This is a genomic window from Actinopolymorpha sp. NPDC004070 (assembly GCF_040610475.1).
Lineage (GTDB): Bacteria > Actinomycetota > Actinomycetes > Propionibacteriales > Actinopolymorphaceae > Actinopolymorpha.
The window spans coordinates 442,850-466,451 of the sequence record NZ_JBEXMJ010000001.1; the positions used below are offsets into that span (position 1 = coordinate 442,850).

22 protein-coding genes are annotated in these 23,602 nt (G+C 72.1%); 12 read left to right on the plus strand and 10 right to left on the minus strand.

Annotated features, from left to right (window positions below; genetic code table 11):
- Window positions 1-36 precede the first annotated feature (36 nt).
- On the minus strand, window positions 37-792 hold the full coding sequence (locus tag ABZV93_RS02020; RefSeq protein WP_354928789.1) for a M23 family metallopeptidase: 756 nt from the start codon (window positions 790-792) through the stop codon (window positions 37-39).
- A 648-nt stretch (window positions 793-1,440) separates the two neighbouring features.
- Between ABZV93_RS02020 and ABZV93_RS02025 the strand changes: the two genes are divergently transcribed.
- From ABZV93_RS02025 to sucD, 3 genes are all read left to right on the plus strand, one after another.
- The gene (locus ABZV93_RS02025) at window positions 1,441-1,983 is read left to right on the plus strand and encodes a cobalamin B12-binding domain-containing protein (protein ID WP_354928792.1); all 543 of its coding nucleotides are present in this window, start codon (window positions 1,441-1,443) and stop codon (window positions 1,981-1,983) included.
- A 238-nt stretch (window positions 1,984-2,221) separates the two neighbouring features.
- The gene (gene sucC, locus ABZV93_RS02030) at window positions 2,222-3,397 is read left to right on the plus strand and encodes an ADP-forming succinate--CoA ligase subunit beta (protein WP_354928795.1); all 1,176 of its coding nucleotides are present in this window, start codon (window positions 2,222-2,224) and stop codon (window positions 3,395-3,397) included.
- A 13-nt stretch (window positions 3,398-3,410) separates the two neighbouring features.
- On the plus strand, window positions 3,411-4,301 hold the full coding sequence (gene sucD, locus ABZV93_RS02035; protein WP_354928798.1) for a succinate--CoA ligase subunit alpha: 891 nt from the start codon (window positions 3,411-3,413) through the stop codon (window positions 4,299-4,301).
- Between the two features lie 140 nt (window positions 4,302-4,441).
- Here the strand turns inward: sucD and ABZV93_RS02040 are convergent, their stop codons facing one another.
- Window positions 4,442-5,494, minus strand: a complete 1,053-nt coding sequence (locus ABZV93_RS02040; RefSeq protein WP_354928801.1) for a hypothetical protein — start codon at window positions 5,492-5,494, stop codon at window positions 4,442-4,444.
- Entirely contained in the window at window positions 5,484-6,005 is a 522-nt protein-coding gene (locus tag ABZV93_RS02045) for a SigE family RNA polymerase sigma factor (protein WP_092653955.1), read from the minus strand. Before ABZV93_RS02045 ends, ABZV93_RS02040 begins: the two co-directional genes overlap by 11 nt.
- Window positions 6,006-6,372: 367 nt before the next feature.
- Between ABZV93_RS02045 and ABZV93_RS02050 the strand changes: the two genes are divergently transcribed.
- Window positions 6,373-7,581: a DUF6350 family protein gene (locus ABZV93_RS02050; protein ID WP_354928805.1), complete on the plus strand. Its 1,209-nt coding sequence runs from the start codon at window positions 6,373-6,375 to the stop codon at window positions 7,579-7,581.
- 53 nt (window positions 7,582-7,634) lie between these two features.
- Here ABZV93_RS02050 and ABZV93_RS02055 read toward each other — a convergent pair whose 3' ends face one another.
- On the minus strand, window positions 7,635-8,567 hold the full coding sequence (locus ABZV93_RS02055; protein ID WP_354928808.1) for a hypothetical protein: 933 nt from the start codon (window positions 8,565-8,567) through the stop codon (window positions 7,635-7,637).
- A gap of 137 nt (window positions 8,568-8,704) precedes the next feature.
- Here ABZV93_RS02055 and purN point away from each other — a divergent pair, with 137 nt between their 5' ends.
- From purN to ABZV93_RS02090, 7 genes are all read left to right on the plus strand, one after another.
- Window positions 8,705-9,310 carry a phosphoribosylglycinamide formyltransferase gene (gene purN, locus ABZV93_RS02060; protein WP_354929741.1) on the plus strand — a complete coding sequence of 202 codons (606 nt, stop codon included), beginning with the start codon at window positions 8,705-8,707 and terminating at the stop codon, window positions 9,308-9,310.
- Window positions 9,307-10,908: a bifunctional phosphoribosylaminoimidazolecarboxamide formyltransferase/IMP cyclohydrolase gene (purH, locus tag ABZV93_RS02065; RefSeq protein ID WP_354928811.1), complete on the plus strand. Its 1,602-nt coding sequence runs from the start codon at window positions 9,307-9,309 to the stop codon at window positions 10,906-10,908. The genes purN and purH overlap by 4 nt, the downstream gene beginning before the upstream one ends.
- Window positions 10,909-11,123: 215 nt before the next feature.
- Window positions 11,124-11,744 carry an alpha/beta hydrolase gene (locus ABZV93_RS02070; protein WP_354928814.1) on the plus strand — a complete coding sequence of 207 codons (621 nt, stop codon included), beginning with the start codon at window positions 11,124-11,126 and terminating at the stop codon, window positions 11,742-11,744.
- A 161-nt stretch (window positions 11,745-11,905) separates the two neighbouring features.
- Window positions 11,906-12,313, plus strand: coding sequence for a DUF3017 domain-containing protein (locus ABZV93_RS02075; protein WP_354928817.1), 408 nt, complete (start codon window positions 11,906-11,908; stop codon window positions 12,311-12,313).
- A 148-nt stretch (window positions 12,314-12,461) separates the two neighbouring features.
- A complete protein-coding gene (locus ABZV93_RS02080) occupies window positions 12,462-13,430 on the plus strand; it encodes a malate dehydrogenase (protein WP_354928820.1) in 969 nt (322 codons plus the stop codon).
- A 71-nt stretch (window positions 13,431-13,501) separates the two neighbouring features.
- Window positions 13,502-14,722, plus strand: coding sequence for an NADP-dependent isocitrate dehydrogenase (locus ABZV93_RS02085; RefSeq protein ID WP_354928823.1), 1,221 nt, complete (start codon window positions 13,502-13,504; stop codon window positions 14,720-14,722).
- Between the two features lie 173 nt (window positions 14,723-14,895).
- Window positions 14,896-15,243: a hypothetical protein gene (locus ABZV93_RS02090; RefSeq protein ID WP_354928826.1), complete on the plus strand. Its 348-nt coding sequence runs from the start codon at window positions 14,896-14,898 to the stop codon at window positions 15,241-15,243.
- A 33-nt stretch (window positions 15,244-15,276) separates the two neighbouring features.
- On the opposite strand, the gene ABZV93_RS02095 is transcribed toward ABZV93_RS02090, so the two are convergent.
- The 6 genes from ABZV93_RS02095 to galT all read right to left on the minus strand — a co-directional run bounded on the left by ABZV93_RS02095 (window position 15,277) and on the right by galT (window position 21,795).
- A complete protein-coding gene (locus ABZV93_RS02095; protein ID WP_354928829.1) occupies window positions 15,277-16,476 on the minus strand; it encodes a mandelate racemase/muconate lactonizing enzyme family protein in 1,200 nt (399 codons plus the stop codon).
- Window positions 16,477-16,560: 84 nt separating this feature from the next.
- Window positions 16,561-17,445, minus strand: coding sequence for an alkaline phosphatase family protein (locus tag ABZV93_RS02100; RefSeq protein ID WP_354928832.1), 885 nt, complete (start codon window positions 17,443-17,445; stop codon window positions 16,561-16,563).
- Window positions 17,446-17,506: 61 nt separating this feature from the next.
- Window positions 17,507-18,496: a formylglycine-generating enzyme family protein gene (locus tag ABZV93_RS02105; RefSeq protein ID WP_354928835.1), complete on the minus strand. Its 990-nt coding sequence runs from the start codon at window positions 18,494-18,496 to the stop codon at window positions 17,507-17,509.
- Window positions 18,497-18,507: 11 nt separating this feature from the next.
- Window positions 18,508-19,653, minus strand: coding sequence for a galactokinase (gene galK / locus ABZV93_RS02110; protein WP_354928838.1), 1,146 nt, complete (start codon window positions 19,651-19,653; stop codon window positions 18,508-18,510).
- A gap of 55 nt (window positions 19,654-19,708) precedes the next feature.
- Window positions 19,709-20,665, minus strand: a complete 957-nt coding sequence (gene galE / locus ABZV93_RS02115; RefSeq protein ID WP_354928841.1) for a UDP-glucose 4-epimerase GalE — start codon at window positions 20,663-20,665, stop codon at window positions 19,709-19,711.
- Window positions 20,662-21,795, minus strand: coding sequence for a galactose-1-phosphate uridylyltransferase (galT, locus tag ABZV93_RS02120; protein WP_354928844.1), 1,134 nt, complete (start codon window positions 21,793-21,795; stop codon window positions 20,662-20,664). The genes galE and galT overlap by 4 nt, the downstream gene beginning before the upstream one ends.
- Before the next feature lie 338 nt (window positions 21,796-22,133).
- Between galT and ABZV93_RS02125 the strand changes: the two genes are divergently transcribed.
- Window positions 22,134-23,546, plus strand: coding sequence for a hemolysin family protein (locus ABZV93_RS02125; RefSeq protein ID WP_354928847.1), 1,413 nt, complete (start codon window positions 22,134-22,136; stop codon window positions 23,544-23,546).
- The last annotated feature ends 56 nt before the right edge of the window (window positions 23,547-23,602 follow it).

Sequence of the window (23,602 nt, forward strand, 5' to 3'; positions counted from 1 at the left end):
GACCCTTCGTGGGTCCGCCGGCGATCCGGCGTCGAGTCAGAGCAGACCCTTCTGGCGCAGCCAGGGCAGCGGATCGATCGCGGTGCCGCCACCGGGATGCACCTCGAAGTGCAGGTGGGGTCCGCTGGAGTTGCCGGTGCTCCCGACGTAGCCGATCAGCGTGCCGGCGCGCACCGGGCCGCTGCGGCGGGCGATCCGCGACAGGTGGCAGTACCACGTCACGGTGCCGTCCTCGTGCCTGACCTGGATTCGGTTGCCGAACGCGCTGTACGCGCTCTCCCACCCCGCACCGATGACCTCGCCGTTGCCCACGGAGTAGACGGGCGTGCCGAGCGGGGACGCGAAGTCCAGTCCGGTGTGCAGGTGGCTCCACATCGAGCCCGCCCGGCCGTACCCCGCGGACAGGCGGAACTTCCGCACCGGAAGCGTCCACTCGACGGAGCGTTCCATCGTCTGCCGCTCGGTGGCACCGGCCGCGGTGCGTTCGATCGACTGGATCTCCTGACTGTGCCGCGCGGCCCAGGCGGCCCGCTCCTGGTCGGCGGCCGCACGGGCCCGGTGCGCGGCGGCCAGGTCGGCCGCGTCGGCGGTCGGCTTGGCGGTGCGCCTGGAACGGTCGGCCCGCTCGGCCGCGTCCTGCCGGGCCTGCTGGACCTGGCTCACGCTGCGAGCGATGCTCGCCGGCAGTGCGCGTTCGACGGTGGTCTCACCCCGGGCCAACGTGCCCGAGCCCGCGGCCACGACCCCGGAACCTGCCACCGCGGCGCCGGAGGCGACGGCGAACGTCGCCACGCCGGCGAGGATCGGGACGGTGGGGAAACTTCGCCCACTCTCGGCCTTGCGGTGCCCACCCGAGCGTGCCTGCTTCGGGGGAAGCCGCAGAGTCGAGGAGGGCGGGAGGACGGGAGCGGCGCCACGTGACTTCGCCGGGGTCGCCGGACGGGTGGTCCGGGAACCAGACGTGTCTCGCGACGGTCGAGTGCGGCCCGCCGATCGGTCACGGCGGTGCTTCGCGGTCTCGGCCACGAGTGAGCAACCTTCCTGAAGCCGGGTCTGCCGATCTCGAGTTTCGCGTTTTTCGGCAGTAAACGCGGCAGACGATAACGGATTGGTGTCAACAGGCCAAACAACTCGTACCGGCCAGGCCGGAAGCGGACCACCAGATGCTACGAGTCGGGCAATCCAGACAGGGCAGGACACGCGGTGTCACCACTCCGGTGCGAGAGGGCACCGGGTGTCACCTGCCTGCCGCACGGGAGACACCGCGCGTCACCGAAACGCGGGTCCGATGCCATAAGTTCTGGGCAGAAGTCCGAGGCGATCGCCGAGTCGGTTCCGGGCTTCGCGCCGGCCTTTCCGCGAGAACTCCGCGGGAAGCGGCGAGAATGTCGGCGCGGGTGCCGGGGCGGTGTCGGCCGAGTCGAGAGGTGCGTGGGTGACGTGCAGGCAGAACAAGGGCGTTCGCCGATCCGGGTGGTCGTCGCCAAGCCCGGGCTGGACGGCCACGACCGGGGAGCGAAGGTCGTCGCCCGCGCGCTGCGCGACGCCGGCATGGAGGTCATCTACACCGGCCTGCACCAGACGCCGGAGCAGATCGTGGAGACCGCGATCCAGGAGGACGCCGACGGGATCGGCCTGTCCGTCCTGTCCGGTGCGCACCTGACCCTGTTCCAGCGCCTGACCGATCTCCTGCGCGAGCGGGAAGCCGACGACATCGTCGTGTTCGGGGGAGGGATCATCCCCGAGGCCGACATCGCCACGCTGGCGCGGATGGGAGTTGCCCGCGTCTTCACCCCCGGTGCGTCGACCCACGAGATCGTGGGCTGGGTGAGCACCCACCTCGGGGACCAGACCGAGGATGCCGACGCGTCGGTGGCACAGACCGCACAGGCCGCGCAGGCCTCGCACACCGGAGAGAGCGCGCAGACCGGGGAGAGTGTGGGCGGGGAGAGCGTGGAAGGTACGGAGGCGTCACCGGCCTGAGCGCCCCTCCTGGTTCGCGGTTCCGTTCGCGGCCGGGGGACGGGTCCGACGCGACTCCGTCGGCGGGACCAGTCGCAGGTCAGCACCCCCGCACGGGGGTCCGTCACCGCTCGTACGCCGCGCGCCCCGCTCAGTGCCCCGCTCGCGGCGTGCCGACCCGGCGGCGTTAGGCTCGCGGCCGGGCCTTCGCAGGGCCCGCCAGCCAAGGCGATGCGAACCGACCAGGAAGAGCGCGCTCGTGGATCTGATGGAATTCCAGGCGAAGGAACTCTTCGCCAAGCACGGCGTACCCGTCACACTCGGGCGGGTCGTGGAGACACCCGGCGACGCCCGGCCGGCTGCCGAGGAACTCGGTGGGCGGGTCGTCGTCAAGGCCCAGGTGATGACCGGGGGCCGGGGCAAGGCAGGCGGGGTCAAGCTCGCCGCCGACCCCGACGAGGCGGTGGCCCAGGCCGAGGCCATCCTCGGAATGGACATCAAGGGCCACGTCGTCCGCCGCGTCCTGGTGGCGCCGGCGGCGGCGATCGCCGACGAGTACTACTTCTCCTTCCTCGTCGACCGGTCCAACCGTTCCTACCTCTGCATCGCCAGCGCCGAGGGTGGGGTGGAGATCGAGGAGGTCGCCCGCACCAATCCCGACGCCGTGGCCAAGATCGCGATCGACCCGGTGGCCGGAGTCGACGAGGCGAAGGCCCGCGAGATCGTCGCCGCAGCCAACTTCCCGTCCGACGTCGCCGAGGCCGCCGTCCCCGCGATCCTCGCGCTGTGGAAGGCCTTCGTCGCCGAGGACGCCACGCTCGTCGAGGTCAACCCGCTGGTGAAGCTGGCCGACGGCACGATCGAGGCGCTCGACGGCAAGGTGACCCTGGACGCCAACGCCGCGTTCCGGCACGAGGACCACGCCGCGTTCGAGGACAAGGCGGCCACCGACCCGCTGGAGCAACGGGCCAAGGACAAGCACCTCAACTACGTGAAGCTGCAGGGCCAGGTCGGCATCATCGGCAACGGCGCGGGCCTGGTGATGAGCACCCTCGACGTGGTGGCCTACGCCGGTGAGGAGTTCGGCGGCGTCCAGCCGGCCAACTTCCTCGACATCGGCGGCGGCGCGTCCGCCGAGGTGATGGCCAACGGGCTGGAGATCGTCCTGTCCGACCCCGACGTCAACGCCGTCTTCGTCAACGTGTTCGGCGGGATCACCGCCTGCGACGCGGTGGCCAACGGCATCGTCGCGGCGTTCGAACTGCTCGCCGAGCGCGGCGAGGCGGTCTCCAAGCCGCTCGTCGTCCGGCTCGACGGCAACAACGCCGAACTCGGCCGGCAGATCCTCTCCGGCGCCGCGCTGGAGGGCGTCGAGCAGGTCGACACGATGGATGGCGCCGCGCGTCGCGCGGCCGAACTGGCCGCGGCGCGGTAAGGAGACTTCAACCATGGCGATCTTCCTCACCGAGAACAGCAAGGTCATCGTCCAGGGGATGACCGGCTCCGAGGGCATGAAGCACACGACGAAGATGCTGCGGGCCGGCACCAACATCGTCGGGGGCACCAACCCGCGCAAGGCCGGCCAGAAGGTCGAGGTCGAGGGCCGTTCGCTCCCGATCTTCGCCACCGTCCAGGAGGCGATGGAGCAGACCGGCGCCGACGTCAGCGTGGCGTTCGTGCCGCCGGCCTTCACCAAGGCCGCGGTCAACGAGGCCGTCGACGCGGAGATGCCGCTGGTCGTGGTGATCACCGAGGGCGTGCCGGTCCACGACACCGCGGACTTCTACACCCGGGCGCACGCCAAGGGCGGGCGCACCCGCATCGTCGGCCCGAACTGCCCGGGCGTCGCCTCGCCGGGCAAGTCCTACGCCGGCATCATCCCCGCCGACATCACCGGCCCCGGCAAGATCGGGCTGGTCTCCAAGTCGGGCACGCTGACGTACCAGATGATGTACGAGCTGCGCGACATCGGCTTCTCCACCGCAGTCGGCATCGGTGGTGACCCGATCATCGGTACCACCCACATCGACGCCCTGGCGGCGTTCGAGGCCGACCCGGAGACCGAGGTCATCGTGATGATCGGTGAGATCGGCGGGGACGCGGAGGAGCGGGCCGCGGAATTCATCAAGGCCAACGTCACCAAGCCGGTCGTCGGCTACGTCGCGGGCTTCACCGCGCCCGAGGGCAAGACGATGGGCCACGCCGGCGCGATCGTGTCCGGCTCGTCCGGCACCGCGCAGGCAAAGCAGGAGGCGCTCGAGGCCTGCGGTGTGCGGGTCGGCCGCACTCCCAGCGAGGCCGCCCGGCTGGTACGCGAGGTCGTCGAGAGCCGCGGGTAGCACGACCCGCGCCCCCGCGAGGGCCGGCGACAGGCCGGGAACGCGAGGACGCGGCGCACGGACGAGAACGACCGACGAGGCGGGTCCCCGGCCAGGGACCCGCCTCGTCGGCTGTCAGCAGGAGTTCGGCTCCCCGGTGCTCAGCCGCCGCCGCTGGTCGCCAGCCGGCCGGCGGTCGCCGTCAGCGTCGCGGCCATCGGGTCGGCGTCGTAGGTGAAGTCCAGGCCGTCCTCGCGCCAGACGACCACCGACACCTGGGCGTTGGAACGCACCAGTCCGACGACCTCGATCCGGCCGGTGCCGTCGCCGTTGTCGTGGCCGAACCACCACCAGCCGGCCTGGTCGCCGGCGTCGGCGCTGGTCGGCCCGTACGGCTGCCCCCAGGCACAGGCGGCCAGCCAGCCGCGGAACGTGGCGTACGCGGATTCAGCCTCCGCACCGGTGTCGAACCGGCCGACCACGTTGGCGCCGATCACGGTGCCCTCGGCGCCCCAGGTGAAGTCGCGGCGCACGGTCTGCACGGCGCCGAGCCCGGCCAGGTCACCGGACTGGCAGTGCGCCGCCGGCGACCCTTCGGCCGCACTGGTGCCGGCGTCGGCCCAGGAGGACCCGGAGTCGTCGACCTTCGGCATCTCCGCCGCGCCGAGCAGCGCGTCGGCGGTCAACGGCGGAGCCGTTGGGGCCGGCGGAGCGGTCGTCGGCGCGGGTTCGGGACTCGCGGGCGGCGTCGCGGTGCCGGTGGAGGAGGACGTGGGAACCGACGGCGGGGGCGTCGACGACGACTTGGACGTGGGTACGTGCCGGTGCCGCTCGGACGGAGCGTGGGTGGGCTTCGGCCGGGCGTACCGGGAAGCCGCGCCGCTGGCGGTGAGCCGGGCCGCCGGAGGCCCGGGGGGGATCCGGATCGCGGTGCCGAGAATGCCGGTAGGCGTCGGACGTGGCATCCCCGGCAGCGTGGCCGGTGGGTCGCTGACCGGAGTGAGGTCGTGTTCGCTGGGGATGCCGGCGATCACGCTGTAGCCGAGCAGGCCGACGCCCGCAACGACGGCGATGCCGGTGCTCGCGGCACGCTGGACGTGCCGGCGGACACCGCGCCGTCGCAGTTGGCTGGGATCGGGCCACTCGACGACGTCCAGGTCGGAGCGCAGCCGGGTCAGCTGGTCATCGACCCGGCGGTCTGAGTCAGCGGGCATGCTCGGTCTCCTCAGTCGCACTCTCGGCTCTGGGATCGCTCTCGCGCAGGAGCGCGGCGAGTGCGGCGCGGCCTCGGGACAGCCTGGCCTTGACGGTGCCGCTCGGAACACTCATCTCCCGGGCGACCTCCTCGACAGACATTCCGACCAGGTGGTGGAGCACGATCGTGCGTCGCTGCGCCTCGGGGATCTCCTTGAGGGCGGCGACGAGTGCGACGTTGTCGGGACTGGGTTCGGGTGCGTGCGACGGCGGTCCGTGCCGGGCCATCGCGGCGACACCGTTCTTGATCTTGCGCCACCTGCTGGCGGCGATGCGCCAGGCGACAGTGCGCAGCCAGGCCTCGGGGTTGGCGTGGCCGGCCACGTCCGTCCAGTGTTGCCAGGCTCGGGCGTACGCCTCTTGGACACAATCTTGAGCATCGGCCAGGTTTCCGGTCATCGCGTACATCTGGTGGAGGAGTCGTTGCCGTGTGGCGTGGTAGAAGGCGTCGAAGTCGTCGGCTTCCGCCATGCGCCCTCCGCCACTCCCGCCGACTCTCTCCAGATGACACCGCACCCCGGCCGGTGGTTGCAGCGTTGGTGCCCTCAGATTGGGGAAACGTCAGCCGCGCACCACGGGTGTCAGGACGAACATAGTCAAACCGGTCCTGTCACGGCTTCTCATACCGGCTGATCGAGAAACATCTGTGACTTTTCCGGTGCGAATCCTCCCACGTCGTGTCGGATCTTTTGCCGGGTGGTTCGCCCGTGCGGCGTGTCCGAGGCGGCGCTTACGTGCGTCGGCTGGGACCATGTCTGCGATGACCGACCTGCTGGCGCGTTCAGTCGCGCGCGTACCAGGACGCCCACCCGGTGGTGGGCACCCCAGGCCGGCGCCCGTGGGGGCGCTTCTGGTGGCCGGCTGGGCGGTGCTGGCGGGGGTGTTGCCGTGTGCGGCGATCGCCGTCGTGGGCTGGTTCGCCACGACCGGCGGTACGGGGTCGTGGGCCTTCCGGGTCGGCGTGGACGCCTGGCTGTCGGCCCACTGGGTGCCGATCGGCCTGTCCGACGGCCGGTACAACCTCGCGCCCTGGGGTCTGACCGCGTTGCCTGTTCTGTTGCTGTGGCGGGCCGGTGGCTGGGTGGCCCGCACCGCCGAACTGCGCGGGGTGCGCGACACCTGCCTGGGGGTGGCATCCCTGGCGGTCGCCTACGGCGCACTGGTGACGCTCGTTGCGCTGGCCACCCGCGCCGACGAGGCCGCTCCCGACCTCCTGCGGGCCTTCGGGTTCGCCACTCTGCTCGCCGCCGTGGTGGGCGGCGCCGGGACGACCTGGGATACCGGGCACGCCAAGTCGTTCTGGGCGCGCCTGCCCGAGGGTGTGCGGGCCGTCCTCTACGGCGGTACCGCCGGCCTTGTCGCACTGCTGACCTGCGGCACCGTGCTGGTCGCCGCGTCCCTGGCCGTGCACGCCGGCCGGGTCGCCGACCTCACCAGGTCGCTGGCGCCCGGACCGGTCGGTCTGGTGCTGCTGCTCGTGGCGTGCCTGGCGTACCTCCCGAACGCCGCGGTGTTCGGTACGGCGTACGCCCTCGGTCCGGGTTTCGCGGTCGGGACCGGCACGGTCGTCGCGCCGTCGGGTGTGCTGCTCGGCTCGTTGCCGGCATTTCCGCTGCTCGGCGCCCTGCCGGTGACCACGACGCCGCCCGGCTGGCTGGCCGCGGTACTGGTGCTGCCGATCGCGGCGGGCGCGGTGGCCGGGCTGGCGGCCGTACGCAGGTATCCGGAGTACGGCGTGGAAACAGCGGCCGCCCGGGCCGGACTGGCCGGGGTCGCCGGCGGGGTGCTCTACACGCTGGTAGCCCTGCTGGCCGGCGGCTCGGTCGGCCCCGGGCGGCTGGCCGACGTCGGGGTGCCCGCGGCTCAGACGGCGCTGATCGCGGTCAGCACGCTCGGGATCGCCGGGGCGGTGGCGGTGCCGGCGAGCAGGGCGGCGTCCCGGTGGAACCCGCTCGACCGGCTGCCCGGCCGGCGGCGTGGAGACGCGGCCGAGCAGGACACAGCCGATCAGGGCGCAGCCGGCCAGGACGCGACAGAGCAGGACTGAGCCGGGGCCGAGGCAGGACCACGGCCAGGACGCGAGGACGCGAGGACCCCGGTTCAGGAGCGAGCCGGCGGCGAGAGCCGGTCGAAGATGCTCTTCTCGAACGTCGTCTGGCAGTTCTGCCGGGCGGTCTGGGTGTTGGCGCCGGACACGCACTCCTGGTAGTCCACGATCTCGCTCCAGAAGACGGCCCACACCACCGACAGCACCAGGCCGATCGCCACCGCGACCACGCCGAGGACCAGGCCCGGTCCGGCGCCGGGAACCGTCCGGCCCGCGCGGCGCCCCTTGCGCCGCCCGGCCACTCCCAGTCCGATCGCGACACCACCGGCGAAGATGCCGAGCGGCGGAACGAAGATGCTCGCCAGCAGGCCGAAGATGCCGAGCATCAAGGCGATGCGGCCGTAGACGTTCACCTGCCGGCGCTGGTCCTCCGACTCGGCCGGTCCGTGCGGGCCGCCCGGCTGTCCGCCGGGTTGTCCGCCGCCGCCCGCCGGACCGCCGGGGCCGCCGCTCCAGCCGCCCCAACCGCCGCCGGGCCGTTCGCCGCCCTGCGCAGCGCCGCCGGGGCGGTCGCCGGCCGGGCCGTTGCCACCTTCGCCGCCGTTCCCGCCGAACCCTCCGTTCCCGCCATGCCCGCCGTTCCCGCCGTTCCCGCTCCCACTCGCGCCGCCGTGCCCAGCCCTGCCACCGGTGCCGCCACCGGTGCCGCTCGAGTTGTCGCCGGTGGGCATGATCCGTGCGTACGGCGAACCGGTGCGCGGCCGGCCGAAGACCCGTTCGGTGTCCGGGGGAGCGACGGTGCCCTCGGGCGGAATGGGGGCGAGTCCGGAGTCGCCGGATTCGTCCGCGCCGGGGGTGGTGCCCGTACCGGCGCCCGCGCGGCCGCTCCTGCTCGTCGCCGTACCCGCCGCCCGTGCCCCCGCCGGGGGCGTGCCGGCCGACTCGTCCTCGTGACGGCCCTCGGGGGGATTGTCGGTACTGCTCACAGGGGCTTCTCCCGTCGTTCGCGCGTCTACCGCTATCGTGACGGAACGTCGGACTCGAAGCGAACGTGCCCCGGGTAGGTCGCCGGCGCCGCTCCAGTTCGAGTGTCCGCGGCCGACCGATCAGCGAGGAGTTCATCCTGTCCGCCCGCCTCGTCGTCCTGCTCTCCGGTTCGGGCACCCTGTTGCAGGCCCTGCTCGACGCCACCCGCGATCCGGCGTACGGCGCCACGGTCGTCGCCGTCGGCGCGGACCGCGACGGGGTCGAGGGCCTGGCCCGCGCCGACCGCGCCGGCGTTCCGACGTTCACGTTGCGGGTGCGCGACTTTCCCGAGCGCGCCGACTGGGACGCCGCGCTCACCGCGAAGGTCGCCGCGTTCGAACCCGACCTGGTGGTGTCGGCCGGTTTCCTCAAGCTGGTCGGTGAGTCCTTCCTGACGGCGTTCGGCGGGAAGTACGTCAACAGCCACAACTCGCTGCTGCCGGCGTTCCCCGGGATGCACGGGCCGCGAGACGCGCTCGCTTACGGCGTCCGCCTGGCCGGAGCCACTTTGTTCGTCGTCGACGAGGGCGTCGACGCCGGTCCGATCATCGCCCAGGTCGCCGTGCCCGTGCGCGACGACGACACCGAGGAAACGCTGACCGAACGCATCAAGGTGGCCGAGCGCCGCCAGCTCGTCGACGTCGTCGGCTCGATGGTGCGCGAGGGCTACACCGTTTCGGGCAGAAAGGTCACCATCCCGTGAACGACACCACCAGCACCACCGCCGGATCGGCCGCCGCCGACGAGGGCCGGCGTCCCATCCGCCGCGCGCTGGTCAGCGTCTACGACAAGAGCGGACTGACGGAGTTCGCTCGCGGGCTGGCCGACGCCGGTGTGACGATCGTGTCCACCGGCTCCACCGCCGCCACCATCGAGGCCGCGGGGATCGCGGTGACCCGGGTGGAGGAGCTGACCGGGTTCCCGGAGTGCCTGGACGGCCGGGTCAAGACGCTGCACCCGCGGGTGCACGCCGGGCTGCTGGCCGACACCCGCAACCCCGACCACGTTCGCCAGCTCGCCGCCCTGAACGTCGAGGCGTTCGACCTGCTGGTGTCGAACCTCTATCCGTTCGCGGCGACGGTCGCCTCCGGCGCCGGTCCGGACGAGGTGATCGAGCAGATCGACATCGGTGGCCCGGCGATGACCCGCGCGGCAGCCAAGAACCACGCCAGCGTCGCGGTGGTCACCTCCCCACTGCGGTACGCCGACGTGCTGGCCGCGGTCTCCGCCGGCGGCTTCACGCTGGACCAGCGGCAGCGGCTCGCCGTCGAGGCGTTCGTGCACACCGCCACCTACGACGTGCAGGTCGCGTCCTGGCTGGGCAACGTCGTGGCGCCCACCGACGAGGGCACCGGTTTCCCCGCGTGGTTCGGCGCCACCTGGAACCGCCAGGCGGTGTTGCGGTACGGCGAGAACCCCCACCAGCGGGCCGCGCTCTACTCCTCCGCCTCCACCGCGCCCGGCCTGGCCCAGGCCGAGCAGCTGCACGGCAAGGGGATGTCGTACAACAACTACGTCGACGCCGACGCGGCCCGTCGCGCGGCCTACGACTTCGCGGCGCCCGCGGTGGCGATCATCAAGCACGCCAACCCGTGCGGGATCGCGGTGGCTGCCGACCTCGCCGAGGCGCACTCCAAGGCGCACGCCTGCGACCCGGTGTCGGCGTTCGGCGGGGTGATCGCGACCAACCGCCCGGTGACCGAGGCGATGGCGCGGCAGGTCGCGGAGGTGTTCACCGAGGTCGTGGTGGCGCCGGAGTTCGAGCCGGCGGCGCTTTCGATCCTCACCCGGAAGAAGAACATCCGGCTGCTGCGCTGCCCACCGCCCGCCGGCGCCGGGGTGGAGATCCGCCAGGTCTCCGGTGGTGCGCTGGTGCAGACCGTGGACGCGGTGGACGCCCCGGGAGACGACCTGCTCGGTTGGCGACTGGTGGCCGGTAACCCCGTCGACGACTCGGTGCTCGCCGACCTGGTGTTCGCCTGGCGGGCGGTCCGCGCGGTCAAGTCCAACGCCATCCTGCTCGCCAGCGGCGAGGCGACGGTGGGCGTCGGCATGGGGCAGGTCAACCGGGTCGACTCCGCCCGGCTCGCGGTGGCGCGTGCCGGTGAACGAGCGGCCGGGTCGGTGGCCGCCTCGGACGCGTTCTTCCCGTTCGCCGACGGGCTGCAGGTGCTGCTGGACGCCGGCGTGCGCGCGGTGGTCGAGCCCGGTGGTTCGGTGCGCGACGACGAGGTGATCGCGGCGGCCGAGGCGGCCGGGGTGCCGTTGTACTTCACCGGGACCCGGCACTTCTTCCACTGAGCGCGTACGACCGAAGCGCGTACGACCGGAGCGCCTACGGGTGGGGGAGCTCGTCGCCGGCCCGTACGTGCCGCCGGGCATTGGCCCGGCACCTCCGGTGACGTCCCCAACGCCGCGTAGCTCGCGGTGGCCGTCCAGCTCACCCATCCCCGGGCATACCGCGCATCCTCGCCGCGGCGTTGCCCGGGTGCGGCGAGGTCGGCAGAGTGGGAAACGTGACGACACTGCTGCTGGTCCACGGCGGCCTCTGGGACGACATGGACGCCGAGCGGTTCTGGCACGAGCCCGGAATCGTCGCCGGCCTGGAGGAGCGGGGCTTCACCGTGCTCGCGCCGGACCGGCTGCCGCGGGCGCGTTCCTGGCTGGCCGAGGTCGAGCACCTGGTGCCGCTGCTGCCATCGGGCCCGCTCAGCGTGGTGGCCGGGTCGAACGGCTGCTCGGTGGCCGTCCGGTTGGCGCTGACCTGCCCGGAGCGGGTGGACCGGCTGGTCCTGGCCTGGCCCGCGTCGGTCGGGGAGGCCGTGGTGGACGTACGCACCCGCCGTGGCCTGACCGAGCTCGGCGCGTCGCCGCGGATCGCCAAGGACCTGCTCTCCGGCGAGGTCCTGCGCGGGGCCACCGAGGCCGAGCTCACCGGGATGAAGCTGCCGGTCGGGGTGCTTCCCTCGACCCCGGAGAACCCCGTCCACCGGCGCCGTACGTCCCTGGCGCTGTGCTCCCTCCTGCCGCACCCGTCGGAGCTGCCGGGTACGCCGGAACCGGTACGCCGGGACTTCGGACCGTACCTCCGCTCGTTCCTCACCAGCGTCACCTCCTTCGTCTCCGAGGTGCCCTGAGGTCGTCTCCGAGGTGCCCTGGGACCCGCCGCACGGCCCCCAGCCGCCCCTGCGTCCTGGGCGCGCCGCGGCCACGCGGGCGGTTGCGGGCAGCGGGCGCACCCGGGGCGGGTAGCCTGCCGTTCTGCGAGGAATCCCACCGGAGTCCCAGGAGGGCGGTCATGGTCGACCAGCCAGGCGAGGAAGCGGCCCGGCCGGCAACCCAGGTGCCCCCTGGCCGGGCCGGCGGGGGAACGCCCGCCGACAGGCAGGCGTTCTGGAAACGTTGGGGTCGTCCACGGGGCCGCCCACTTCCGCCGATTCGTCCCTGGCCGCGCCGGCAGTGGCCGCTGCTGGTGGTCCTGGCCGGGGTCGTCGCCTCCCTGGTGGTCGTGGTGGTGGTCGACTTCCGGCCCGGTACGGCACTGTTCGCCTGCTCGGTCCTGTTGGCGGCGGTTTTCCGGTTGGTGCTGACCACCCGGCGAGCCGGCCTGCTGGTGCTGCGGAGCCGGATGACCGACGTGGTGACGCTCGCGATCATGGGAGGTGCGGCTCTGGTGCTGGCGCTGGCCGTGCCGGACATCCGATGACTTTCCGAATGACCCCGAACAGCCATCGGAACGGCTGCTCGGTTAGGCTTCGACAACTATCTCGACGCCAAGACAATTCCCGAGTACGCCGAGAACGCTGAGTCCGACGCCGCACATCCGGGCGGCATCTTCCAGGAGGCGAGCACACATGGCGCGTAACGGCAAGGTCGCTGTCGTCGGTGCGGGTTTCTACGGGTCGACGACCGCGCAGCGACTCGCCGAGTACGACATCTTCGACGAGGTCGTCCTCACCGACATTCTCGAAGGCCGGCCCGAGGGGCTGGCCCTCGACATCAACCAGTCCCGCCCGGTCGAGGGCTTCGAGACCAAGGTGACCGGCCAGACGACGGCTCGCGACGGCGGAGGCTACGAGGCGATCGCCGGCTCCGACATCGTGATCATCACCGCCGGCCTGCCGCGCAAGCCCGGCATGAGCCGGATGGACCTGATCGAGACCAACGCCAAGATCGTCCGGCAGGTCGCGGAGAACGTCGCCAAGCACGCGCCCAACGCGGTGGTCATCGTGGTGTCCAACCCGCTGGACGAGATGACCGCGCTGGCGCAGCTGGCCACGCAGTTCCCGCGCAACCGCGTGCTCGGCCAGGCCGGCATGCTCGACACCGCGCGGTTCACCAACAGCGTTGCGGAGAAGCTCGGCGTCCCGGTGGGCGCCGTGACCACGCTGACCCTCGGTTCCCACGGCGACACCATGGTGCCGGTCCCCAGCAAGTGCACGGTCGAGGTCGACGGCTCCACCAAGCCGCTGACCGAGTTGCTGTCCGCGGAGGAGATCGAGGCCCTCGTGGACCGCACCCGCAACGGCGGGGCGGAGGTCGTCGCCCTGCTCAAGACCGGCTCGGCGTACTTCGCGCCCTCGGCCGCGGCGGCCCGGATGGCCAAGGCGATCGCGGAGGACTCCGGCGACGTCATGCCCGTGTGCGCATGGGTCGACGGTGAGTACGGCATCGACGGCGTCTACCTCGGCGTCCTCGCCGAGCTCGGCAGGACCGGCGTACGCAAGGTCGTCGAGACCGACCTCACCGACAGCGAGCTGGCCGCGCTGAAGGAGGCGGCGGAAGCCGTCCGCAGCAAGCAGTCCGACGTCCAGAACCTCTAACCCCACCCTCGGCGTGGATGGCCGGCGGGGTTGCCCCCACCCCGATCCACGTCCTGGCCGGAGGAGCCCCCTTGTCAAAGATCAGCGTGAAGAACCCGATCGTCGAGCTTGACGGCGACGAGATGACCCGGGTCATCTGGAAGGACATCAAGGAGCAGTTGCTGCTGCCCTACGTCGACCTCCAGCTCGACTACTACGACCTCGGCATCGAGCACCGCGACGCCACCGACGACCAGGTGACGGTCGACGCGGCGAACGCGATCAAGCAGCACGGCGTGGGCGTGAAGTGCGCCACGATCACCCCCGACGAGGCGCGGGTCGAGGAGTTCGGCCTGAAGAAGATGTGGCGTTCGCCGAACGGCACGATCCGCAACATCCTCGGCGGCGTGGTGTTCCGCGAGCCGATCATCATCGACAACGTCCCCCGCCTGGTGCCGGGCTGGACCAAGCCGATCATCATCGGCCGGCACGCCCACGGCGACCAGTACAAGGCCACCGACTTCGTGGTGCCGGGTCCGGGCAAGCTCACCGTCACCTACACCCCGACCGACGGCAGCCAGCCGATGGAGTTCGAGGTCGCGGAGTACCCCGGCGGCGGCGTCGCGATGGCGATGTACAACTACGACGACTCGATCCGCGACTTCGCGCGGGCGTCGTTGAACTACGGCCTGCAGCGCGGCTACCCGGTCTACCTCTCCACCAAGAACACCATCCTCAAGGCCTACGACGGCCGCTTCAAGGACCTGTTCGCCGAGGTCTTCGAGACGGAGTTCAAGGGCAAGTTCGAAGAGGCCGGCATCACCTACGAGCACCGGCTCATCGACGACATGGTGGCGCAGGCGCTGAAGTGGGAGGGCGGCTTCGTCTGGGCGGCCAAGAACTACGACGGTGACGTGCAGTCCGACACCGTTGCGCAGGGCTTCGGTTCGCTCGGCCTGATGACCAGCGTGCTGATGACCCCGGACGGCCGCACGGTCGAGGCCGAGGCGGCGCACGGCACGGTGACGCGGCACTTTCGCCAGTGGCAGAAGGGCCAGAAGACGTCGACGAACCCGATCGCGTCGATCTTCGCCTGGACGCGGGGGCTCGCCCACCGCGGCAAGCTGGACGGCACGCCGGAGGTGTCGGCGTTCGCGCAGACGCTGGAGCAGGCCTGCGTGGAGACCGTCGAGGCCGGCAAGATGACCAAGGACCTCGCGCTGCTGGTCGGTGGCGACGCCGAGTGGCTGAGCACCGACGACTTCCTGGCTGCGCTGGCGGAGACGCTGAAGGTCAAGGTGGCCAAGCAGTAGGTCTGTTCCTACGGCCACGTCGTACGTTTCGTCGCCCACCCGGGCCGGCTCCGGCCGGCCGGGTGGGCGACGTCGTCTTCCAGCGCCGGCGAGTCTCCGCCCGGCCGGGCTCCGCCGGGTCGCCGACGTGCTCGCCCGCGTTTCGTGATCGCCTCGCGCGGAAGGATGCACCCGTGGCTACCAAACTCAACAGGAGCGCGTTCGAACACGCCAAGCAACTCGTCAGGGACGGGAAGTACATCACCGACGAGCGGGACGCCTGGAGCGAACACCAGCCGTCGGCGGCGGACGAGAACGCCTACCTCGACAAACACGGCTACGAGGAGTACGGCAAGTGGTACCTCGGCGTCGACGACGACCAGAACGCCGAGACCAAGTCGCACTACAAGTTCCCGTACGGCGACTTCGTGAAGGTCCACCGCTGCGGAGTGATCAGCGCGGAGTCCAGGGCGGGCCAGAACGACTACGACGACATCGAGAACGCCGCCCTGAAGCTGCGCGAGCTGATCGACAAGCAGTGAGCCCGGAGCCGCTGGCCATGTGTCCGGGAACCCTTATCGGCTGGACACTTCGCGGTGTGCGTCGCGGAGGAACTCCGGGGTGATCTCCACACCCCAGCCGGGCGCCGACGGCACCTTGACCCCTCCGTTCTCCAGACGGAGGTCGGGTTCGTAGACACCGCGCGTCCACGGCGTGTCCTCGATGCCCCACTCGTGGAACTGGTGGCAAGCCGGCATTGACGCCGCGAGGTGCAGCGTGAACACCTGCAGCATCGAGGTGTTCGAGCAGTGCGGCGTACACGGAATCCCCGCGTCCTCGGCCATCCGGGCGACCCGGCGGGCCCGGGCGACACCGCCGATGTAGCCGATGTCTGGCTGCACGATGTCCACCGCGTGCGACTCGATCATCCGCCGGAACTGCACCAGCGAGTTGTCCTGCTCGCCACCGGCCACCGGGATGTCGAGCGCTGCTGCGACCTGCGCGGTGTTCTCCAGCAGGGGATAGGGGCAGGGCTCCTCGAAGTGGCCGTAGCCGTTGTCCTCCAGGATCCTGCCCACCCTGATCGCGCGGGACACCGAGAAGCCGCTGTTGGCGTCGGCGTGGATGGTGAAGTCGTCACCCAGGACCTTGCGGACGTGCGGGATCAGCTTCTCGGTCCGGCCGGGGGAGGCGTCCCGGTCCGCGCCCATCACGTCGCCGACCCGGACCTTGGCGGCGCGGAAGCCGTACTCCTCCCGCAGCGCCACCAGCCGCTCCGCCTCCGCCTCCGGCGTGATCGACCGGCTCATGCTGGAGGCGTACATGGGCACGAAGTCGCGCACCTGCCCGCCCAGCAACTTGTGGACCGGCTGGCCGGTCACCTTGCCGAGCAGGTCCCACAGCGCGGTGTCGATGCCGCAGAGCGCGCGGTAGAGGAACGTCGAGGGGAACTTGTACTCCTTGCGCAGGCAGCGTTCCACCAGCGCCTCGAGGTCCCACGGGTCCTGGCCGAGGAAGTGCGGCGCGGCCATCTCGTGCAGCACACGTACGGACAGGCCGGGCCGGAACGGCGACGTCTGCCCGACTCCCTCCGCGCCGTCGTCGGTGCGGATGCGGACGATCGCGATCTGGTCGGCCAGGAACGTCTCGATGGTCTCGATCCTCATCGGGCCATTCGAGCCGACCGCGACGGTCGCGCGGAAGGCGTTCGTCCCGGTTCGGACGGCCGACCTCGGCGAGGCCGGCCCTGCCCCGCTGACGAACCGCTTCGGCACGAGCTGGGGAGACTTGTGGGTGTCATAGGCCCGACAAGTCTTCCCAGCTCGTGCGTTCGGCCGCCGCGCGGTCGGCGGTGCGCTTCAGGCGGGTTGGACGTCGACGTCGAACGGCCGGCCGGACAGGCCCCACGACGGGTCGAGGTCGATGCCCAGTGCGGTCAGCACGTGCGGATGGATGTCGGCATGGGCGAGTCCCTCCGGCGGGACGGCCGGCACCGTAGGACCGGACGCGGCGATCCAGGCCGTCCGCTCCACCTCGGAGTCACCGCCGTGACCGCCCTCGTCGCGGTGCCCGTGGTCGGTCACCACGACGACCGTCCACTCCTCGGCGGCAGCGGTGGCCCGGGCCCGGATCGCGGCCAGGATCCGGCCCATCCGCGCGTCCGTGGCCTCGATCGCGTGGACGTACTCCGGGCCGACGCCGAGTTCGTGCGCGACCGCGTCCGGCCCGACGAAGTAGACGAACGCCGCGTGCACGTCCTGGCTGCCCAGCACCTCGACCGCCTCGTCGGTGAGCCGGTCCTCGCACTGCTCCCAGGTCGCCAGCCCGTGGTGCTCGGTGCCCCCGGGCGGGATCAGCCGGCCACCGGGAAAGATCGGGCCGCCGTGGTCCGTACTCACCAGTGGCGGCCAGTCGGCCAGCGCGAGCGTGCGCGCGCCCGGGCGAGCGTGTTCGACCCGGGTCAGGAAGGTCGGATGGGCCGCCAGGCGGTTGCCGTCGAGGTTGTTGTCGAAGATCCGGTGCACCGGTGGGAGGACACCGGTCGCCACTGTCGCCCAGACGGGCCCGGAGATGGTCGGCCCGCTGGGATCCACCTGGATCGGGGCGAGGAAACCGTCGGCGGCGATGGCGTCCAGGTGCGGCGTGTGGGCGCTGCGCAGGACGTCGAGGCGTACGCCGTCCATCCCGAAGACGACGGCGCGACGGCGGGCGGAGGAGGGAGGAGAAGTCGGCGTGTCCGGCATGGTCTGCTCCTGGGTTCTCGGCGAGTTGCTGAGGGCAAGAGTTCCTGTGTCGGTGTCGCGATCAGCCTAGGTCAGCCGCGCAGCGGAAACCGAGGTTGCCGCTGGAGCTGTCCGGTGTGTTGCTCGTCCGCGCGGCGACGCGGTAGCGGTTGCAGTAGGACGCGTGGCACAGGTAGCTCCCGCCGCGCATCACCCGGGTGTCACCCGCGGGCGGCCCCGCCGGATCGATCCGCGTCTCCGGCCGGTCCTGGGCGTGCCAGCTGGTACTCCACCAGTCCGCGCACCACTCCCACACGTTGCCCGCCACCTCGTACAGCCCGAAACCGTTCGGGGCGTACGACTTCACCGGCGCGGTCCCGGTGTGCCCGTCCTCGGCGGTGTCCACGCGCGGGAAGCGGCCCTGCCAGATGTTGCACCGCCAGCGGCCCCGGGGGGTGAGCTCGTCGCCCCAGGCGTAGCGCGCGCGGGCGAGCCCGCCACGGGCGGCGTACTCCCACTCCGCCTCGGTCGGCAGCCGCTTGCCGGCCCACCGGGCGTAGGCGTTCGCGTCCTGCCAGGACGTGTGCACCACCGGGTGCTGCGGGCGGGTCCGGACGTCGCTGCCGGGACCTTCGGGCGTACGCCAGGTCGCGCCCTCCACCGCCAGCCACCACGGTGCGCCCGGCACCCCGGCGTCCTTGACGTGGGCGCGCTGCTCCGGCCCGACGAACAGGTGGAAGACGAACGACCAGCCGAAGCGCTCGGCCTCGGTGACGTATCCGGTGGCCTTGACGAACGCGCCGAACTGGCGGTTGGTGACCGCGGTCTCGTCCAGCCGGAACCCCGACACCCGCACCTGGCGGACCGGACCCTCCCCGTCGTCGGGGAAGGCGTCCTCGTCGGCGCCGCCCATCGCGAACTCACCCGCGGGGAGGGAGACCATCCCGCGGGCCACCTCGCGCGGGTCGCGGGTGGGCACCTCGAAGGGCAGCTCGTACGACGTGCCGCCGGCGGAGGCTTCGTCCCCGGGGGAGGGCTGGCGGCCGGCGGCGGGGCTGCAGCAGTTCGGCATCGACTCTCCGCTCAGCGGATCCGCCGGGCACCCTGGCTCGGCTGGGCCACGAACGACGACGGTGCGCCGAACCCCGCGGCCGCGAACGCCTCCGCCACCCGGCCCGCGACGGTGTCCGAGGCGTCGGCGTCGACCAGTGCGATGATGCAGCCGCCGAACCCGCCGCCGGTCATCCGCGCTCCCAGCGCACCGGCGTCCAGGGCCGCGTCGACCGCCGTGTCCAGCTCGGGGACGGTCACCTCGTAGTCGTCACGCAGCGACTCGTGCGAGGCGGTGAGCAGCGGGCCGATGTCGCGGGGGCTGCCGGTGCGCAGGCGCTCCACCGTGGCGAGGACGCGGGCGTTCTCGGTGACGACGTGGCGTACCCGCCGCGCCTCCACCGTGTCGCCCAACTGGTCCATCGCGGCCTGCAGGCCCTCGACGTCGCGCAGTGCCCGGACGCCGAGCTTGCTCGCGGCCTCCTCGCAGGTACGCCGGCGGGCGGCGTACTCCCCGTCGACCAGGCGGTGCGGCGCGCGGGTGTCCACGACCAGCAGCGCCAGCCCGTGCGCGCCGAGGTCGAACGGCACCTGCTCGGTGGCGGACGTGCGGGTGTCCAGGAACAGCAGGTGCTCGCGGGTGCACAGCAACGACGCGGACTGGTCCATGATCCCGCAGGGCATGCCCACGAAGTCGTTCTCCGCGCGCTGGGCCAGCCCGGCGAGGGCGGGCCGGTCGACCTTCACGTCGTACAGGTCTGTCACCGCGATCGCGGTCGCGCACTCCAGGGCGGCGGAGGAGGACAGGCCCGCGCCGAGGGGTACGTCACCGTCGACCAGGATGTCCAGCCCGCCGACGTCGTGCCCGGCCTCGCGCAGCGACCACACCATCCCGGCCACGTAGGCGGCCCAGCCGTCCACCGTGCCCGGCTTGAGCGCGTCCAGGCGGACCTCCACCCGGCCGTCGGTCTGCCGGGACGCCATCCGGACCAGGCCGTCGGAGCGGGTCGCGGCGGCGGCCGCCACGCCCTGGGGCAGGGCCAGCGGGAGGACGTACCCGTCGTTGTAGTCGGTGTGCTCCCCGATCAGGTTGACCCGGCCGGGTGCCGCCCAGATGCCGGCCGCCGAGTTGTCGAACGCCGACTCGAACTCGGCGTCCAGCGTGGTGCGCGCGTTCATCGCGTACGTCCTCCGTCTGCTCCGTTGTGGTCCGTGCTGTCCGAGTGCGGGTCGCTCAGTTGCTCGCGTGCCGCTGCCGGTAGCTCCACGCGTCGGCGACCATCGACGTCAGGTCGCGCCGGGGCTTCCAGCCCAGCTCGGCGGTGGCCCGGTCGTGCGAGGCGACCAGGGACGGCGGGTCACCAGCACGGCGCGGCGACTCCTCGACCGGCACCTCGTGCCCGGTGACCTCCCGGACCGCGGTGAGCACCTCCCGCACCGTCGAACCGGTGCCGGTGCCGAGGTTGCAGATCAGGTGCCGCCCGGGGGTGGCGGCGGTCAGCGCCCGCAGGTGCGCGTCGGCCAGGTCGACCACGTGGAGGTAGTCGCGGACGGCGGTCCCGTCACGGGTGGGGTAGTCGGTGCCGAACACCTGTGCAGCCGGGCGCTCGCCCGCGGCCACCGCGAGCAGGTTGGGGATCAGGTGGGTCTCCGGGTCGTGCCGCTCACCGTGGTCGCCGTAGGCGCCGGCGACGTTGAAGTAGCGCAGGCTGACCGCGGCCAGGTCGTACGCCTGCGCCTCGCTGGTCAGCATCGCGTCCACGGCCAGCTTGGACGCGCCGTAGGGGTTGGTCGGCACCGGCGGGACGTCCTCGGTGATCGGCGTCGTGTCCGGCGCGCCGTAGGTGGCGGCGGTGGAGGAGAACACGATCCGGTGGACGTCTGCCGCCCGCATCGCGTCCAGCAGGGCCAGGGTGCCGCAGACGTTCGTACGCCAGTACAGCTCGGGCCGGCGGACCGACTCCGACACCAGCGACTTGGCGGCGAAGTGCAGTACGCCGTCGAAGGACGGGTCGAGCACGTCGCCGGCGTCGGTGATCGCGCCCTGGTGGAAGGCCGCGCCCTCGGGCACCCCGTCACCGTGCCCGGTGGACAGGTCGTCCAGCACGGTCACCTCGTGCCCGGCCTCCAGGAGCAGTGTCGCGACGATCCCGCCGATGTAGCCGGCGCCGCCGGTGACCAGAAGCTTCATCCCAGTCCTCCTTCGTCGACGAGGGCGCGCAGCCGGGCGGCGACGTCCTCGGGGCGGCCGTCGTTGATCCACACGCCCATCGCGGACTCCGAGCCCGCGAGGTACTTCAGCTTGTTGGCGGCCCGGCGGACCGAGAACACCTGCAGGTGCAGGGCGGCCAGGTCGCGGTCGGTGTGCACCGGCGCCTGGTGCCACGCGGCGATGTACGGAAGGGGCAGGTCGGGCCCGCCCTCGGGGGCGAAGTAGCGGTCCAGCGCCCGCAGCACCCGGAGGTAGAGCGGGCCGAACTCGGCGCGCTCGGCGTCGTCCAGCGCGGCCAGGTCGGGCACCCGGCGATGCGGACGGATGTGCACCTCGACCGGCCAGCGGGCGGCGGCCGGCACGAAGGCGGTCCAGTGCCTGGTCTGCGCGACCACCCGCACCTGCGCGGCGCGTTCGGCGGCCAGCACGTCGTCGAACAGGTTGCCGCCGGTCCGCTCGGCGTAGGAGCGGGCGGCCTCGAGCATCCGCCGGGTGCGCGGCGGCACGAACGGGTAGCCGTAGATCTGCCCGTGCGGGTGGTGCAGCGTGACGCCGATCTCCTCGCCGCGGTTCTCGAAGCAGAAGACCTGCTCGACGCCGGGCAGGGAGGACAGCTCGGCGGTCCGGTCGGCCCAGGCCTCCATGACCGTGCGCACCCGGGAGGGGGACAGCGCCCCGAACGAGCCGCCGTGCTCGGAGGTGAAGCAGACCACCTCACAGCGCCCCACGCCCGGACGGCGGGCGAACAGGTCGGCCTCGTCCGTCAGGCCGCCGACGCCGGCCGCCTCGGCCGCGCCGGGACCTCCGGAGAACGACGGGAAGCGGTTCTCGAAGACCGCCACGTTGTAGCTCTCGGCCGGAATCTCCGAGGGATGTCCCGGCCGGGAGGGGCACAGCGGGCACTCGTCGGCGGGCGGCAGGAAGGTGCGGGACTGCCGGTGGGCGGCGACGGCCACCCACTCGTCGACCAGCGGGTCGTAACGCAGCTCCGACGCGGGCGGGCGCGCCGGCAGGTCCCGGGTGTCCACGGCGTCGCGGACGGCGCTGTCGGACTCGTCGAAGTAGATCAGCTCTCGCCCGTCGGCCAACCGGGTCACGGTTTTCTTCATGTCACGTCCGTCTCCGGGCCGCGCCGACTCCGCGCGGCCGTCGCCGACCGGCGTCTCGACCACAGCGCCCGCGGTGAGTTTCGTCCGGCGTACGCGCAACCGATCCGGCGGCGCGCACGTCAGAGGCACCCTAGCGGGAACCACGGCGTCGTGATCGACCGAGCCGGATACCCGGAGCGGTCGGCGAATGTCAGGGAAGGAAGTCGTTACTCTTGGGCGCATGGCGACAAGCAGCGGTCCGGCTGGCCATAGCACGCACACTTCGCATGACACGCGTATCCGGCGTACCACGCGAATCCCGGCGGCCGGGCACCCACTGACCACCCGGTGACGCATCCATGAACGCCGTTCTGGCTAACATCGGGCTGGCCCTGATCTTCGTCCTCATCGGCGGCGTCTTCGCCGCAGCCGAGATGGCGCTGGTGTCGCTGCGCGAGGGACAGGTCAAGTCCCTCGCGCAGCGCGGCCGGCGCGGTGAGGTGATCGCCCGGCTCACCGCCGACCCCAACCAGTTCCTGTCCGCCGTGCAGATCGGCGTGACCCTCTCCGGCTTCCTGGCCTCGGCGTTCGCCGGCGCCAACCTGTCCAAGTACCTCGCGCCGGTGCTGGAGAACGCCGGCGTGCCGCCGCGCGCCTCCGAGCCGGTCGCGCTGGTGCTGATCACGATCGCGGTGTCGTACGTCTCGATCGTGCTGGGCGAGCTGGCGGCCAAGCGGCTCGCGCTGCAGCGGGCGGAGGGGATCGCGTCCGCGCTGGCGCCGATGATCGCCTCGATCGCGACCCTCGCCCGGCCGGTCATCTGGTTCCTGTCCAAGTCGACCAACGTGGTGGTCCGGCTGCTCGGCGGCGACCCCAGCGTCGGCCGGGAGCAGATGACCGACGAGGAGCTGCGGGAGCTGGTGTCGGGGCACCAGACGCTGGGCGAGGAGGAGCGGGCCATCGTCGACGAGGTGTTCGACGCCGGCACCCGCCAGCTGCGCGAGGTCATGCTGCCGCGTACGGAAACCGACTTCCTGGACGCCTCCACGCCGGTCTACAAGACGGTGAAGGAGGTCACCGCGAGCCCGCACTCGCGCTATCCCGTGGTGCGCGGGTCGACCGACGACGTGGTGGGCTTCGTCCACGTCCGCGACCTGCTCAACCCCGAGGTGGCCAACCGTTCGGTCCGGGTCGGCGACCTGGCCCGGGACGTCCTCTTCCTGCCCGGTACCAAGCGGGTCCTGCCGGCCCTGTCGGAGATGCGGTCGACCAGCCACCACCTGGCGATCGTGCTGGACGAGTACGGCGGCACCGCGGGCATCGTCACCCTCGAGGACCTGGTCGAGGAGCTCATCGGGGACATCCGGGACGAGTACGACACCGCCGCGGAGGCCGCGTCCCGCCGGCTGGTCTCCGGCGAAGTCGAGCTGGACGGCCGGATCGGCCTGGACGACGTGGCCGACGAGACCGGGGTGACCGTGCCGGACGGGCCGTACGAGACGGTCGCCGGCTTCGTGGTGTCGCTGCTCGGGCACGTGCCGTCGGTGGGGGAGTCGGCGGAGTTCGACGGGCACGGGTTCACGGTGATCGAGATGGACGGCCGGCGGGTGGCGCGGCTGCGGTTCACGCCCCGGCCGCCGGAACGCCCCGGGGCCGGCGAGGCGTCCGAGGGGGCTGGGGACAACGGTCACCGCTCCGCCGCCAACGGCTCCGACGAGGCGACCGGGCGAGCTGAGCAGGCCGAGCCCGCCAGGCCGGCCGAGCGGGCCTGACCAGGGGCGAACGAGCGGGGGCGCCCCGGGCGAACCGCCGGGGTCGAACGGACGCT

Bases quoted from the DNA above. Each gene is read 5' to 3' on its own strand.
- sucD (WP_354928798.1), top strand. From the start codon at position 3,411: ATGGCGATCTTCCTCACCGAGAACAGCAAGGTCATCGTCCAGGGGATG.
- ABZV93_RS02040 (WP_354928801.1), bottom strand. From the start codon at position 5,494: ATGCCCGCTGACTCAGACCGCCGGGTCGATGACCAGCTGACCCGGCTG.
- ABZV93_RS02045 (WP_092653955.1), bottom strand. From the start codon at position 6,005: ATGGCGGAAGCCGACGACTTCGACGCCTTCTACCACGCCACACGGCAA.
- ABZV93_RS02075 (WP_354928817.1), top strand. From the start codon at position 11,906: ATGGTCGACCAGCCAGGCGAGGAAGCGGCCCGGCCGGCAACCCAGGTG.
- ABZV93_RS02080 (WP_354928820.1), top strand. From the start codon at position 12,462: ATGGCGCGTAACGGCAAGGTCGCTGTCGTCGGTGCGGGTTTCTACGGG.
- ABZV93_RS02100 (WP_354928832.1), bottom strand. From the start codon at position 17,445: ATGCCGGACACGCCGACTTCTCCTCCCTCCTCCGCCCGCCGTCGCGCC.
- ABZV93_RS02105 (WP_354928835.1), bottom strand. From the start codon at position 18,496: ATGCCGAACTGCTGCAGCCCCGCCGCCGGCCGCCAGCCCTCCCCCGGG.
- galK (WP_354928838.1), bottom strand. From the start codon at position 19,653: ATGAACGCGCGCACCACGCTGGACGCCGAGTTCGAGTCGGCGTTCGAC.
- galE (WP_354928841.1), bottom strand. From the start codon at position 20,665: ATGAAGCTTCTGGTCACCGGCGGCGCCGGCTACATCGGCGGGATCGTC.
- galT (WP_354928844.1), bottom strand. From the start codon at position 21,795: ATGAAGAAAACCGTGACCCGGTTGGCCGACGGGCGAGAGCTGATCTAC.
- ABZV93_RS02125 (WP_354928847.1), top strand. From the start codon at position 22,134: ATGAACGCCGTTCTGGCTAACATCGGGCTGGCCCTGATCTTCGTCCTC.